This window comes from Undibacterium sp. JH2W (genome assembly GCF_049340425.1).
In the GTDB taxonomy this organism is placed as follows: domain Bacteria; phylum Pseudomonadota; class Gammaproteobacteria; order Burkholderiales; family Burkholderiaceae_D; genus Undibacterium.
This window is the reverse complement of the sequence record NZ_JBMPOT010000007.1, coordinates 57211-71741: the sequence shown is the minus strand read 5'-3', so window position 1 is coordinate 71741 and position 14531 is coordinate 57211. Positions and strand designations below refer to the sequence as shown.

The 14531-nt window shown below is 50.1% G+C and carries 15 protein-coding genes; 7 read left to right on the top strand and 8 right to left on the bottom strand.

The genetic code is table 11. The features are described from left to right. Positions 1-26: 26 nt before the first annotated feature. Positions 27-242 (bottom strand): hypothetical protein, encoded by a 216-nt coding sequence (locus tag ACO0LC_RS11665; RefSeq protein ID WP_110257360.1) that lies wholly within the window; start codon positions 240-242, stop codon positions 27-29. 75 nt (positions 243-317) lie between these two features. Further along, positions 318-1460 carry a methyltransferase gene (locus ACO0LC_RS11660; protein ID WP_423003156.1) on the bottom strand — a complete coding sequence of 381 codons (1143 nt, stop codon included), beginning with the start codon at positions 1458-1460 and terminating at the stop codon, positions 318-320. A 216-nt stretch (positions 1461-1676) separates the two neighbouring features. On the opposite strand from ACO0LC_RS11660, the gene ACO0LC_RS11655 reads away from it, so the two are divergent. From ACO0LC_RS11655 to ACO0LC_RS11625, 7 genes are all read left to right on the top strand, one after another. Further along, positions 1677-3455: a DUF885 domain-containing protein gene (locus ACO0LC_RS11655; protein ID WP_423003154.1), complete on the top strand. Its 1779-nt coding sequence runs from the start codon at positions 1677-1679 to the stop codon at positions 3453-3455. Positions 3456-3486: 31 nt separating this feature from the next. Further along, positions 3487-3984 carry a protein-tyrosine phosphatase family protein gene (locus ACO0LC_RS11650; protein ID WP_423003152.1) on the top strand — a complete coding sequence of 166 codons (498 nt, stop codon included), beginning with the start codon at positions 3487-3489 and terminating at the stop codon, positions 3982-3984. Between the two features lie 522 nt (positions 3985-4506). After that, positions 4507-7305: an Ig-like domain-containing protein gene (locus ACO0LC_RS11645; protein WP_423003150.1), complete on the top strand. Its 2799-nt coding sequence runs from the start codon at positions 4507-4509 to the stop codon at positions 7303-7305. Between the two features lie 168 nt (positions 7306-7473). Beyond that, positions 7474-8082, top strand: coding sequence for a glutathione S-transferase family protein (locus ACO0LC_RS11640; protein WP_423003148.1), 609 nt, complete (start codon positions 7474-7476; stop codon positions 8080-8082). After that, complete coding sequence (locus ACO0LC_RS11635; protein WP_423003146.1) at positions 8045-8473, top strand: hypothetical protein; 429 nt, start codon at positions 8045-8047, stop codon at positions 8471-8473. The genes ACO0LC_RS11640 and ACO0LC_RS11635 overlap by 38 nt, the downstream gene beginning before the upstream one ends. 119 nt (positions 8474-8592) lie before the next feature. After that, the gene (locus ACO0LC_RS11630; RefSeq protein WP_423003144.1) at positions 8593-9156 is read left to right on the top strand and encodes a hypothetical protein; all 564 of its coding nucleotides are present in this window, start codon (positions 8593-8595) and stop codon (positions 9154-9156) included. Positions 9157-9181: 25 nt separating this feature from the next. Beyond that, positions 9182-9823 carry an alanyl-tRNA editing protein gene (locus ACO0LC_RS11625; protein ID WP_423003142.1) on the top strand — a complete coding sequence of 214 codons (642 nt, stop codon included), beginning with the start codon at positions 9182-9184 and terminating at the stop codon, positions 9821-9823. 58 nt (positions 9824-9881) lie between these two features. Here ACO0LC_RS11625 and ACO0LC_RS11620 read toward each other — a convergent pair whose 3' ends face one another. From ACO0LC_RS11620 to speE, 6 genes are all read right to left on the bottom strand, one after another. After that, a complete protein-coding gene (locus tag ACO0LC_RS11620) occupies positions 9882-10304 on the bottom strand; it encodes a YidB family protein (RefSeq protein WP_423003140.1) in 423 nt (140 codons plus the stop codon). 137 nt (positions 10305-10441) lie between these two features. Further along, positions 10442-11167, bottom strand: coding sequence for a 16S rRNA (uracil(1498)-N(3))-methyltransferase (locus tag ACO0LC_RS11615; RefSeq protein ID WP_423003138.1), 726 nt, complete (start codon positions 11165-11167; stop codon positions 10442-10444). 36 nt (positions 11168-11203) lie between these two features. Further along, the gene (locus tag ACO0LC_RS11610; RefSeq protein ID WP_423003136.1) at positions 11204-11611 is read right to left on the bottom strand and encodes a DUF350 domain-containing protein; all 408 of its coding nucleotides are present in this window, start codon (positions 11609-11611) and stop codon (positions 11204-11206) included. A gap of 8 nt (positions 11612-11619) precedes the next feature. After that, entirely contained in the window at positions 11620-12753 is a 1134-nt protein-coding gene (locus ACO0LC_RS11605) for a glutathionylspermidine synthase family protein (protein WP_423003134.1), read from the bottom strand. Next, complete coding sequence (locus ACO0LC_RS11600) at positions 12753-13259, bottom strand: hypothetical protein (RefSeq protein ID WP_423003132.1); 507 nt, start codon at positions 13257-13259, stop codon at positions 12753-12755. The genes ACO0LC_RS11605 and ACO0LC_RS11600 overlap by 1 nt, the downstream gene beginning before the upstream one ends. Positions 13260-13286: 27 nt before the next feature. After that, positions 13287-14522: a polyamine aminopropyltransferase gene (gene speE, locus ACO0LC_RS11595; RefSeq protein ID WP_423003130.1), complete on the bottom strand. Its 1236-nt coding sequence runs from the start codon at positions 14520-14522 to the stop codon at positions 13287-13289. Positions 14523-14531 lie beyond the last annotated feature (9 nt).

Below are 14531 nucleotides of genomic sequence, written 5' to 3'. Positions count from 1 at the left end.
CCATTTCTCAGCATTTGGCGTATGAATCAATGATGATGTGACCACAAAACATCGTTGGAGCTTAGATAAGACTGCACAGCTTCCTTGTTGCCAGTCGCATGTTTCATGATTTCACCGCAGTTGCAAATGCCCTGATAAGGCTGGATGTGGGAACAGGCAGAAACTTTTTGCAGGAATACCTGGACGGATTTGCTGCAATTTTTACATTTAAAGGTCAGGATGCGGGCGGGTTTGTTGATCATGATGCTAATTTTCTAAACAATTAATCAATTCATGTGGTCAGTGTTTTGATAGCTACTGACCACAAATCATAGCTGCTATTTTAATTTTAAACGCCACAATGAAGTAACTTCTTTGACGCGCGCTGCATGCAAGGGGTCATTTTCATCGGTGGATTTTGGGTGGCGCGGTTTGATCTCTGTCTTGCCTGCGACTGTCAGACCACCGGCAGCTATCCAATCCTGTAATTCCGTGGTGCCACGCAGACCCAGGTGCTCGGCAAAGTCAGACATGACCAGCCAGGCTTCGCCCTGCGGCTCCAGATGCTCTGCCACACTAGCCAAAAAGCCGCGCAACATGCGGCTGTCGGGGTCATATACGGCATATTCTATCGGCGAATTAGGGCGTGCTGGCAACCATGGCGGGTTACAGACTATCAGGGGGGCGCGGCCAGGCGGGAACAGGTCTGCCTGTACCAATTCAATTTGCGCAGCCAGACCCAGTCTGTCTATGTTTTCACGGGCGCAGGCAAGCGCACGTTGGTCCTGGTCGGTCGCGACGATCTTCTTGATACCACGTTTAGCCAGCATGGCAGACAGTACACCAGTACCGACGCCTATATCAAAAGCCAGTGTCGTTGATGGCAGCGCGGCTTTCGCCAGCAAGTCTATGTATTCACCACGGACGGGGGAGAACACACCGTAGTAAGGATGGATTTTTGCACCCAGCGCGGCGATTTCCACACCATTCTTGCGCCATTCATGCGCGCCTATCAGGCCAAGCAATTCACGCAGAGAAGCCACAAAGGCAGTGCTGGGCTCACCATAGACTTCCTTGCAAGCTAGCGTGACATCCGGCGCACGGCGCAGGGTGATACGGTAGTCGGCTTCAAAGGGGATCAAGACCATGGCCAGCACGCGTGCTCTTTGCGATTGCGCCTGACGGTGCAAGTTGAATGCTTCTTTGGCAGATTCAGGTACTTTGGCTTTTTTGCTGGCCTTGGCCGGTTTTTTATCGATGCGACGTGCCAGCGCCTGCAATAGCTGCTTGGCATTGTGATAGTCGCCGCGCCATAGCAGGGCTGTGCCTTCGCAAGCCAGCTTGTAGGCAGTTTCCACATTCATGCGGTCATCGGCAATTTGCACGCGCTTGGGTGCTGGTGCACCACTTTCGGAATGCCAGCGGCATGAGCGTGCTTCATCGTTTTCTGTCCAGTGCAATTCCGGGAAGGGCTTGTTCATGTTTTCTTTGTTGGTAGTCGGGGCAGGGCTGTCTCGCCTTGCCAAGGCTGGAGTGTAACAAATAAAAGCTGGCACATGAGGTTTAAGGCCAGGGCCTTTATTGATCTTGCACTTGTGATAATTTTCTTTGCTGCTCATTAAACAAAAATACATGTAGTCATCACTAACTTATGTTAACCTCTTGCCTCTTAATATATTAAGCCTGCGAGACTCGTCATGCCCCAACTTTTCCGCCCAGTATTGATTGCCAGCATACTTTCTTCTTTTGTTCTTGCCGGGCCTGTCAGCCTTGCTGCTCCAGTGACGATCAGCAAACAAGCAGACCAGAGCTTTGCCCTGGTCAAGACAGCTTTCTTGAAGGCATTGTGGCAGCAAGACCCGGATACGGCGATGTCGGCAGGCCGGTACGAAGATGCCAATAAGCTGGTTTTGCCAGATCAGGCAAGCCGTGATGCTTATATCGCATTTGTTGACAACTGGCTGGCACAGACAGGCAAGCTGGATGCAGAAAAATTGTCGGCGAAAGAACAGACCGACCTGGCACTGATACGCAATTACCTGAATGGCACTCGTTGGTATCTGACACAGTTCCGTGAATTTGAATGGAACCCGTCGCAACACAATATTGCGGGCAGTTTTGATGCCATTCTTAATACTGACTTTGCGCCAAAAGGCAAACGGGTATTGGTCGCCATCCAGCGTTTGCAAGCCGTGCCTGCCTATTATGCTGCGGCCAAAGCTAGCATAAAAAATCCCACGCCTGAGCATACCCGCCTGGCGATCAAGCAAAGTGCCGGTGCCATTTCTGTATTGGCAGAGCTGGAAAAAACTGCCAGCCAGGAAAAACTGACAGCGAAAGACAAGACAGCCCTGGACGAAGGTTTAAAAAACGCCCGTGCTGCTGTCGGTGACTATGTACAGTTCCTGGAAAACCTGGAAAAGAAATTTGACCCTGCAACTGCGCGTTCATTCCGCATAGGCAAGGACTTATATGAGGGGAAATTCACGGCAGATATCCAGTCTTCGCTGACTGCGGAGCAGACTTATCAGCGCGCCCTGACAGCCAAGGAAGAAGCGCACAATAATATGGAAAAACTGGCCGACCAGCTCTGGGATAAAACCATGGGTGCGCAAGCCAGGCCTGCAGATCGCGTCAAGAAAATCGCCATGGTCATCGATAAACTGTCAGAAAAACATGTGGCAGCGAAGGACTTGTATCCGGAAATCCGCCAGCAATTGCCGCAGCTGGAAAAATGGATACGTGAACACGATCTGGTCAGCCTGGACCTCAAGAAGCCCCTGGTCGTACGTGAAACGCCAGAATACCAGCGCGGTGTGACCGTCGCTTCAATAGAAGCGCCAGGCATTTTCAGGCCGAATGACAAAACCTATTACAATGTCACTCCTTTCGATGGCCAGCCAGCCGAGCAAATTGAAAGCACCCTGCGTGAATACAATCACTGGGTTTTGCAGATATTGAATATCCATGAAGCTATACCTGGTCATTACACCCAACTGCAACATGCCAATAAATCGCCATCAGTGATCAAGACCCTGTTTGGCAATGGTGCCATGGTGGAAGGCTGGGCTGTGTATAGCGAACGCATGATGCTGGAGTCTGGCTATGGCGGCAACACGCCAGAGATGTGGCTCATGTATTACAAATGGAATTTGCGTGCCGTCTGCAATACCATCCTCGATTATCAGGTACATGTGCTGGGTATGACAGAGGCAGAGGCCAAGGACTTTTTGACGAACCAGGCTTTCCAGACCAAGGCAGAATCTGATGGCAAATGGCTGCGTGTGCAATATACCTCGGTGCAATTGACCAGCTATTTCAGCGGTTATAGCGAGATACTGGAATTCCGCGAGCAGCTCAAAAAGCAGCAGGGCGACATGTTCAAACTCAAACAATTTCATGAGCAATTCCTGAGCTATGGCAGCGCGCCAGTGGGAATGATCAAGAAGTTGATGTTAAAAGATGCGCTAAAGTAGGCGCACCTTATCCATATTAAAAAATTTATCCATGCGCCCCGACATTTACAAAGTTAATCAATTAGGCCTAGGTTTCCTGGCTGTCATGGCCAAGCCTGTCGCGGGCGAGTGGATAGCAGATGAGTTGCGCGGAATAGCCCAGTTTGGTATTAACAGGCTGGTTTCTCTGCTTGAGGCGCATGAAATTCGTGATTTGGGTTTGCAAACTGCACCTAACCTATGCACACAAAATCAGGTCGAATTTGTGCATTTCCCCATCAAGGACAGAGGCCTGCCATCTTCTTTTTCTGCCACGCAGAAACTGGTGATGCAATTGCATGATGATGTTGTCAAAGGGCGCAATACGGTGATCCATTGTCGTGCCGGGATAGGACGGACTGGATTGCTTGCAGCGACAGTATTGATGCGACATGGGCTTGATGCTGAGGCTGCGCTGGCCATGATCAGCAAGGCCCGTGGTGTTACGGTTCCTGATACTGAGGAACAAATCGCTTGGTTGAAGAAACATCAATCCACATTGCAAGCCTGAAACAGCAAAGCCTGTTCTCCAGACATTTATTTCCGCTCTTTTCAAGATAAATATTGCATCAAAGTAATTTAAATTTCCCTATGGAAAAATATTCCCTTGTCTGTTTTGGTGCACTTGCAGCAATTTTGGTGCAAAACTCATGGAAATGCACAAAACAGATAAGCAAGAGTGGTTTTTTCACAAATATGTTAAAAAAAGTCAAACCTTGGTAACAAAATTGACATAAGCGAATGTTAATCTAGTAATCGTTTGCGCAAACGATTGCTTAATTCAACTGTCGTTAAATCTCGTTTCTAGGAAGCTGCAAACAGCATGGTGGTAAGAAGAATAGGTAGAGATGTACAAGAATGGCTGCTTACAGATATCTGAACAAGGCTGGAATACAAGAAGCGAGAGAACACAGTGCTGCGGTCACGTGCACTGGCGTAAATTGGTTTTTTTCTCTGTTTTGAAAATTCCAACTGAATGAAGATGTATATGGGACAGCCACACATATCAATAATCATTCAGGGGAAATTTTTCATGCAAGATCTACATAAAGCCAGCAAACTAAAAACGCTGGCCTTACAAATGGGCCTTATTTTTACAGTCAGTTTTGCCATCATGCCTTCCGCCCAGGCATCGATCCCGGATCATCATGAATTTGATGCCAGCCTGCACGTACCATATCGCTCTGATGCCAAGGCGGGTGCCGAGTCCCGTTATTTTACGATGGAGTTCGAATATCCTTATGTCAGCAAGGAACAGACAGTTACCTGGCGTCTGGAATTATTAGGTGCAGATGGCCGCGTAGTTGATCGCTGGTATGGCACGGAAAAACTATTCAAAAAAACCGTGACTGCGCAAATGTTCTGGAGTGGGCGTGGTCCCACCGGTGCAGCATTGAAGGATGGCATCTATCAAGTCAGGCTGACTGCCAAGGCGACTGACACAGCCCTTATACAGGCAGCACCGGCCGGTGAAGTTGCTACAACGGTAGAGCGTGCACTGGCCAAACATGACAGCGAAATCATCACGCAAAGCTGGCCGCTGCAAGTAGGTAATGTGGCCGCACCGAAAATGCCTGGCTTCGCAGGCTTGGCAACCAAGGCCAGCAAGTTGGCTGCTGCATCAGCTAAGGCGACACGTCCAGCCGTGGCTGGCATGGCACCACCACCGGCACCTGCCACAGGTTCACTGCCTTACACCATCTATTACGGCAACCTGCATAGCCAAACCAATCATAGTGATGGCGGTGGTGAGCTGACTTCATGTACTGGTGCGCAAAACCCGCAATCTGCTGCGTATGGCCCTACTGATGCCTATCAGTATGCCTTGAACAAGGGCCTGGATTTCCTGATGACGTCTGAACACAATCATATGTATGATGGTTCTGATGGCACCAATGCTTCGGCCAACCCAGTCACTGCCAAAAACCTGTTTCAATCTGGCTTGACGGCTGCCGCCAGCTTTAATTCTGGTCATGCTGGCTTTCTGGCGATTTACGGTCTGGAGTGGGGTGTCATCAGCAACGGCGGTCACATGAATATTTTCAACTCCAGTGAGTTACTGGGGTGGGAATACAACAGCAGCAACCAGTTGATTGCTGATACGCTGACTGCGAAAAACGATTACGCTGGCCTGTACACCCTGATGCGCCAGCGTGGCTGGATAGGACAGTTTAATCATCCCTCCACCAGTGGTCAGTTCATTGTTAACGGCACTGCCCTGGGTTATACGGCAGATGGCGACCAGGCCATGGTCGCTTGCGAAGTCTTGAATAGCTCAGCCTTCTCGACCAATACCACAGAGACAGAAACCAGCCGCAGCAGTTATGAAGGTGCTTGCAACAAGGCGCTGGAAGCTGGTTACCACGTTGCCTTTACGACGGACCAGGATAATCACTGTGCCAACTGGGGTGCTTCTTATACCAATCGCACAGGCGTCCTGCTGGCCAACGGTGCCGCACTGACTACGGCAAACTTTATTGAAGCATTGAAGGCCCGCCGCATCTTTGCCACTATGGACAAGAATTCGCAAATTGTCTTGACTGCCAATGGCCATATCATGGGTGAACGCTTCACCAACAGTGGTGCACTGACCCTGGTCAGCAATTTTGCCAGCACCAGTGGCCGCACTGCTTCGACAGTAGCGATTTACGAAGGTGTACCAGGCCGCAATGGCACGGTGACGCAAATGTCCAGCACGGCAACCACGACTATTACACCAACATTGGGCGAGCATTTTTATTATGCAAAAATCACCCAGGATGATGGCAATATACTGTGGTCTGCACCTGTCTGGGTAACGCAGTCAAATAGTGCAGATACCACGCCGCCTACAGTCAGCGCAGGGGAATCCGGCAACAGTGGCACTATCACTTTGTCTGCAAACGCAACGGATAATGTCGGTGTCAGCAGGGTGGAGTTTTATGTTGACGGTGCACTCAAAGGCACAGCCACCAGCACCCCCTATAGCGTAGCCTTGAATTCGACAAGCTTAAGCAATGCCAGCCATAGCCTTGTTGCCAAAGCCTATGATGCTGCCAATAATGTAGGTACTTCATCGGCAGTCAGCTTCACCATCAATAACCCTGTCAGTGATACGACCCCACCTACGGTCTCGGCCAGTGAAAGCGGCAGCAGCGGTAATATTACTTTGTCAGCGACTGCGACAGATAATGTAGGCGTGACCAAGGTAGAGTTTTATGTTGATGGAGCATTGAAGGCGACCAGTACGACTTCACCGTATTCAACGACTTTAAATTCTACTTCCTTGTCAAATGCCAGCCACAGTCTGGTGGCCAAAGCCTATGATGCCGCCAATAATGTGGGTACTTCATCGGCAGTGAGTTTTACTGTCAATAACAGTACTTCCACACAATTGATCGCCAATGGTGGGTTCGAGAGTGGTGCCAGTTCATGGACTGCCAGTTCCGGTGTGATCAGCAATAGTGGGTCAGAAGTCTCGCGCACGGGCAGCTACAAAGCCTGGCTCAATGGCTATGGCAGTGCTCATACTGATACCTTGTATCAGCAAGTGACTATTCCTGCTGCGGCAACCTCAGCCAGCCTGAGTTTCTGGTTGAAGGTCAGCTCGGATGAAACCACGACGACACAGGCTTACGATACCCTGAAACTGCAAATACAAAATAGCAGCGGCACGGTATTGGCGACATTGGCGACTTACTCCAACCTGAATAAGGGTAGCACCTATGTCAATAAGAGCTTTGATCTGAGCAGTTATAAAGGCCAGACCATACGTGTGTATTTTGTTGGGGTGGAAGGCAGTATGACTGCGACTTCTTTCCTGCTGGATGATATATCGCTCATCGCCCAGTAAATACATTTGAACAGATCGTTCAAGTCGAAAAGAGAAACCCGCCAGACCTGGCGGGTTTTTTTATACATGTGATGCAAAATGTTTTCAATCTAGGCTGAAGGTGCCACGATAATCTGCTTTGGTAAATCGAGGTAAGATATGCTACCCAATGAATGCTTGGAGGCAATTGTGAAGATCAGGTTTTATCATGCGCCAGACGCCAACTGCTGCGAACGCTTGTTATGGATACTCGATTACAAACAAGTCGATTACGAGCGTATTGATGTCGGGCTGGGTGATGTTGGCGATCAAGTCAGATTGCTGAATCCCTTTGCTCGCGTGCCAGTGATGGAAGTGGATGGAGTCGCTTTAAGCGAATCCATGGCCATGGCAGAATTCATAGAAGAGATCGCCCCCAGTCCAGCTTTGCAATACCAAGCAGCCTTTGCCCGAGCACAGGTGCGTGAAATTTGCGAGGCAGTCAATTCATCCATACATCCTCAGCAAAACGGTAGCACGGTGCGATTTTTCCATCCAGACTGGAGCAGGGAGCAGATGCGTCCGCTAAGAGCAAAGTGGCTGTTGATGAATCTGCAAAAGCTACAGTCACGCTTATGGCTGGGCAGTCAGTTTGCCGTTGGTACACAATTCACTCAGGCTGATATTTTCGTCGCCATCATCTATCGCAAGGCCGTGGACCTTGGGGTGGCAGTGACTGATTTGCCTGACTATGAACATTATTGGAAATTTTTAATGAGTCATGAATCAATCCGGCGCAGTTGCCCTGTCGCGTCATGAGCCATCAACAGCCACCAACAGCAAGCGTATGGCGAAATCAAAATTAAGACGATTGAAGATAGGCGGTGACAGTTTTCTCTGGACTGTAAAGGATACGCATCTGCCACGCACCGCAACGATGATTGACTATCCTGTGCATGTGAAATTTACCGCCTTTCTGGAAGCACATAAGACGACGGCTCTGTATATTCATTTCCACACCAGCGCGACGGCGATGGGTAACTGGCTGACATCTGGAATTGGCGAAGTCAATTTACACCTCCCCAGCTTTGCGCGTTTGCTGATAATCGCTGGACTGGAGCCGGGCTGGAAAGCCTCGCGCCAGACGCACAGTATAGAAGATGGCCTGTCGATTTTGAAAGGTGCAGGATATAGCATCAAGGATGCATGAAATCTGAAATAAATGCGATGCTTGCGGTCGTGCAGATGTATATCAGGACAGTGCAAACCAGTAAAAAATCAATTCAATCAACATTTCAGGCAAGATTTTTTTATTAAGGAAGTCAGATCATGCACCGCTATTTATTCTCTTTTGCACTTTTTTGCATTGCTGGCAATGCTGTGGCAAGTGTCCATGAAAATTCAGTGAATATTACTTTTCCCGATAAAGTGGCGACACTGACTTTCAGCGAAAAGAAAGAATTTCCCAAGAAAGAACTGGGCGTGAATATCCGCTATCTGGGCAGTGGCCCAGTTGTCGGGTCAATTTATATTTATAACTCTGGACTCAGTCAAATCCCGACTGGTGTTGGTTCGCCCATCATTCATCAGCATTTTATCCAGGTCATTAATGAAGTCAAGCAGCTTGCAACAACCGGACAAGTCAAGGCAGTCAATCTGGCGGGAGGGAGCACTATTTCAAATTTTAAAGGCTGCGGCCCACAATTCATGTGGCGTGCTTATGAATTGGATATGGGAGACAAGGTATTATCGTCTTACACTTATTTGACAGGATTGAATAATAATTTTGTCAAATTGCGTCTGAGTCACTTGAAGGGAGACACGCAGGGCAAGCGTGAACTTGAGCAATTTGTGGAAGAACTTCGTAAGCTACTGGGAAATTGTAAGGATTAAATCTGGCGACCAGAGGATGTATAAGTTGACGAAAAAAAAGTTTTGGGATGACCCCTATCAAACCAGCTTGAAGACCCAGGTCAGCAAGCTTGACGGCAATGATATTTACCTCGCCTCGACGATTTTCTTTGCATTCTCAGGTGGGCAGGAAAGTGATGCGGGCAGTATAGCCGGGCACACTGTTTTAGCTGCCCGTAAGGAAGGGCAGGACTTGGTCTATACCTTGGCAGAGGGGCATGGCTTGTGGGTAGGGCAGGAAGTAGAAGTCAGCATAGACTGGGCAAGACGCTACCGCCTCATGCGTCTTCATTTTGCTGCTGAACTGGTGCTGGAATTATTTTACAAATCATTTCCTGACATAGGAAAAGTCGGGGCACATATCGCTGAGGACAAGGCACGTATAGACTTTGTCTGGGGCGAGAGCATAGCTCCCTTGCTGCCGGCTTACACCAAGGAAGTGCAAGCTATCATAGATGCCAATCTTGATATTCAGTGTGCTTTTGAAGATGAGGTAACAGAAAAACGCTATTGGGAAATTGCCGGATTTTCCCGCGTACCCTGCGGTGGTACGCACGTCAAACGTACGGGTGAACTAGGTCAGATCAGGTTGAAGCGCAATAATATAGGGCGGGGTAAGGAGAGGGTGGAGATTTACCTGGCACCTTAAAAAAACAGCGACATCCATTTATGTACGTCGCTGTTTTATCGTGATCAGCAACCGCGCTTTATTTCCCAAACAAAGAAGAAAACTGTTGCAGCACCGCCGCCGGGTTGATATTGCCCGCTTCTGGCACTTGTCCGTGTGGTGTCAGGTGGTCAATGATGCCAGGCAAAAAGTCAGCCAGATGGCTGGCCGCACCTTCATGCGAAATACCGGCAGCATCCGCCAGTTGCTGTAGCTGTCCGCCCCCCAGAGCTTGCTGGATTTGTGCGGCAGAGATGGGCATGTTTTGTCCTGAGCTTACCCAGGATTGTACGATGTCGGCCAGACCAGCCTGATGAAATGCGCTGATCAGGGATTGCAAGCCTACACCACCTGGTTGTTTATCACCCAGCATGCTCACTACCGCCTGCATCAGTGCGGCCTTACCACCATCATTTTGATTCGTACTGCTCAACATGCTTAAAGCGCTATCGAGTAAGCCCATGATTTTCCTTTCTGAATTAATAAAGTGCAGCAAGTGTAAATCCGGGTATCGGCAGGAATTGTGAATTCTGTATGAAATTTGACAATGTTTTACGGCTAGTGAAATCTTGCCTGGTGGCAGGGCAGCAATTTATGTGCTTACATGCCGCCCCACGCGGCATTGAGTATGGCGATGGCGGCCAGGCCCGCAGTCTCGGTACGCAAGATGCGCGGGCCCATCCCCAGTGCCAGTACGCCATGCTTGATGGCCAGGTTTTCTTCTTCGTCGGAATAACCACCTTCAGGCCCGACCATGAGGCTGACGGCTTGTGCCGGATGGTGGCGTGACCAGTCCGCCAGTGATTGTTCTGCGCGTGGCGTCAGCAATATTCTCTGATGCATGTCCTGCTGTCCCAGCCACTGGCTGAAATTCATCAGTGGTGCCAGGTGGGCGAGACGGTTGCGACCGCACTGCTCGGCGGCGGCGACGATGATACCTTGCCAGTGTGCCTGTTTTTTTTCGGCACGTTCTGCCGATAGCTTGACTACGCAGCGTTGTGCCGCCAAGGGCTGGATGGCGCTGACACCGAGCTCCATGGCTTTTTCTATGATCCAGTCCATCTTTGAGGCTTCAGGCAGGGCCTGGACCAGGTTTAGCGAATAAGGCAATTCGCACTCTTCTGGCAAAAATACTTTGACTTCCGCCGTCACATTTTTCTTGGCGACCTGGGTCAGGGTGGCGACATAGCTGCCACCTTCGCCATTAAAAATATGGATGTTATCGCCTACATTCTGGCGCAACACAAAAACATGGTGGGCGACTTCATCTGGAAGCGCTATGGTGGCCCCTATACTTAAAGGGAGAGGGCAGTAAAAACGTGGCATGCAAATTCTCTATATTCGGTAACTTTACTTTATTGTTCAGTAGGTCATGCAGGCAGCGTTGAGCATACCCAAACCCAGGCTCAAGGCACCGAGGAAGATGCCAGAGGAAATTTTATTTTCTGGTATGTCCGAGACGATGCCAGGTATCAGCAAACGGGCGATGCCAAAGGCCAGCAATTGTATGACCAGGGCTATCACTCCCCAAAAGCACATATCAATCAGGCTGATACTATTGGCAATGGCCGAGGCCAGCGCTGTGCAATAACCCAGCACGGCACCAGACAGGCTGGCGGCGGCCGCCATATTGCCTGCGCGTATCAAGGCGATTTCACGATAAGGTGTGATGAAGATGTAGATGACTACAAATATCGCCAGCAAGACCAGGGCGGCAGCAATATGACTGAAGAAGGCAAATAGCCCGTGTGTCAGTAATTGTTCACTCATGGAGCATCCTATTCGACAAAATAATGGGGAATGAAACGGCTGGTGTTTTTTGTGATCAGGGTTTCATCCTCGCGTATGCCTATGCCCGCAGCTTCATCGCCCACTATCCAGGCACCGATCGATGTATAAGCGGGTGTGGTGCCATCATCAAATTTGGGCTGCGGCGCATACGCCTGGTAGATATAGCCTTCTTCACCGTAATCACCTCCAGTATGCATCACTTCACCATTGGCGTAGATGGAAATGTTTTCGCCCTCACGTGAGTACAAAGGTTTTTTCACATGATTGCCACTGATGCGCCAGGCATCAAAATAGGCGGGCAAGAGATTGGGGTGATTCGGGAACAGTTCCCACAATATCGGCAATATGGCCTTGTTCGACAAGATCATCTTCCAGGCCGGTTCTATGATGCGCATGGGGCGCTTGAGCAAGTGATTCGAGAAATCCTCGCGACACAGCCATTCCCAGGGGTAGAGCTTGAACAGATTATCTATCCTGCTGTCTGCGTCATCGACGAATACGCCTTCATCTTCATCCCAACCCAGGGATTCTATGGCGCATTGTTTGGTGGCAAAGCTCGCCTGTATGGCAGTGTCGCGCAAGTAAGAGAGATTGCCTTCATCCTCTTCATTGCCGCCCGCGCAGGCAAAATGCAACAGGCCTTTGCCTGGGAATTTCTTCCACTGCTCTATAAGTTTTTCATGCAGCGAGTTGAACTGGTCGGCGTCGGGAAAGACATCCTGCAGCCAATACCATTGGGCGACACTGGATTCGACCAGACCGGTAGGGGTGTCGGCATTGTATTCCAGCATCTTGGGTGCACCTGTACCATCCCAGCTCAGGTCGAAACGACCGTACAGGGAAAATTCTTTTGCGCGCCAGCTGTCTTCGACTTGCGACCAGAAAGCCTGGGGTATGGCAAATTTTTCTTGCATGCCCTGCTTGACCACATGGTCCACCGCTTGCAGCGACATCTGGTGCAAGTCCAGGCTGGCTTGCTCGAGTGTGTCGACTTGCTCGGCAGTAAAACGATAGGCATAGCGCTCATCCCAGTACAGGCCATCAATCGAATGATAGCTAAAGCCCAGAGATTCAAATTGCTGTTGCCAGCCTGCGCGCGGTGTCAATGAAGTGCGTATCATTAACCACCCCCGCTGTGACCGTGGGCTGTGCCACCAAAGCCACCGCGGCTGACGCCGCTGCGACTGCTGGTCGTGCTGCGGCTGATGGCATGATCGCTACCTGTGTTGCTCACGCCAAAATTTCTTTGCACGGTGTCACGATAGCCTGGTGAATAATAGGGGCCAAAAAAGCTGTGGGAGTAACCAGTGTAATTACTGCCATTGCTGCCGTTTGTACCTGTGTAGCTATTGCCTGTAGAGGTGGCTGGCATGCTGGCGGCATTCAAGTCAGTGCTGGAGGCCACGGTTTCACAAGCCGTGCCATCGCCCCAGTCTTTGCGGCAGTCTTCCAGGCTTTTATATTGATCACGTATGGTAGTCAGCTCCTGGCTGCCGCTGCTATTGCTGGCATCAGCATTATCGCTGCTGACACTGCAAGCAGTCAGGGCTGCACTGGTCACCAGCATGAGCGGCAGGGTGTGGCTGACTCTGCGTTTGCCATATTGTTTAGTTTTTCCGGCACTCACGATTTCTCCTGTTTCCCTATGTAGAGATTAGGGCATCAGGTCTTTAACATAATTGGGTAAAGCAAATAATGCCTGATGCACTTCACCATTGTAATACTTTAACAATGGCAAACCACGGTGTTTAATCTGAAGATTTACCGTTGACGGTACTATGGCGGATGGATTGCTGCACTTGCTGGCAATCGCCATGCCCCACAATGCGCCATACAGGGGAATGAAGACTGTATAGGGATGCAATTGCGGAAACACCAGGCTGAGTTTTTTCAAGGTCTCAGCAAAGCGTTGCGGGTGATAATAGGGGCTGCCCAGATGCAAGACCAGCATGCCTTGCGCTGTCAGTCTACGTGCACATGACCGGAAGAATTCTTCTGTCATGCAGGTGGCTGCCAGTGAACTGCCGTTTGGGCTGACTGGATCGGTCAGGTCCAGCAGTATCAGGTCGAATTGTTCTGTACTGTGATGGACATAGGCAAAGCCATCTTCGTAGCGGTGTTGTATTTTTGGATCATCCAGCGCACCGCGATGAATGCTGCCCAGGTGCTGGCGCGCCATCTTGACAACTTCTACATCAATTTCACACAGGGTGATGCTGCTGATGCTGGGGTGTTTCAGCAATTCTTCGCAAGAACCTCCATCACCGCCGCCTATGATGAGGGCGGTGCGTGGTTCTGGATGGCTCATGGCCGCAGGGTGTACCAGGCATTCATGATAAAAAAATTCATCTTTTTCTGAAGTCATCATGGCACTGTCTATGCGCATGAGCTTGCCAAAATCGGTGGTGTCGGCGATCTCTATGTCCTGCATGGGGCTGCTGCGGCGTGCCAATACCTGATTGATGCGGGTGGCCATAAAACTGTCTTTAGTCAGGGCTTCAAAGGCCATGGCCGGGCCATGTTCGCCCCTTTGCAATTCCTGGCGTGAGACATTGCCAGGTTTGAAGACTGCAATTAGTGCGTCGACTATCTGCCTGGCCTTGCTGCCATTATCATGGTTGAAATTGCAAACATACACATCCAGCGTCACCGCATGACGTTCTGGCCAGGTATGGATGGCGACATGGGATTCTGCCAGCAGCAAGGCACCGGTTACACCAGCCGGGCTGCCATCTTCATGGCTGAAGGGGTGAAATTTTTCCCCGACGATAGTCAGGCCAGCAGCGACGGTGATGTTACTCAGGCAGAGACGCAGGCTTTCTGGGCTGACGAAATATTCTGGCGCTGCTTTACAATTGAAGCAGTCGGCGGTCAGGTGTAAGCCTTCCATAAAACTTTC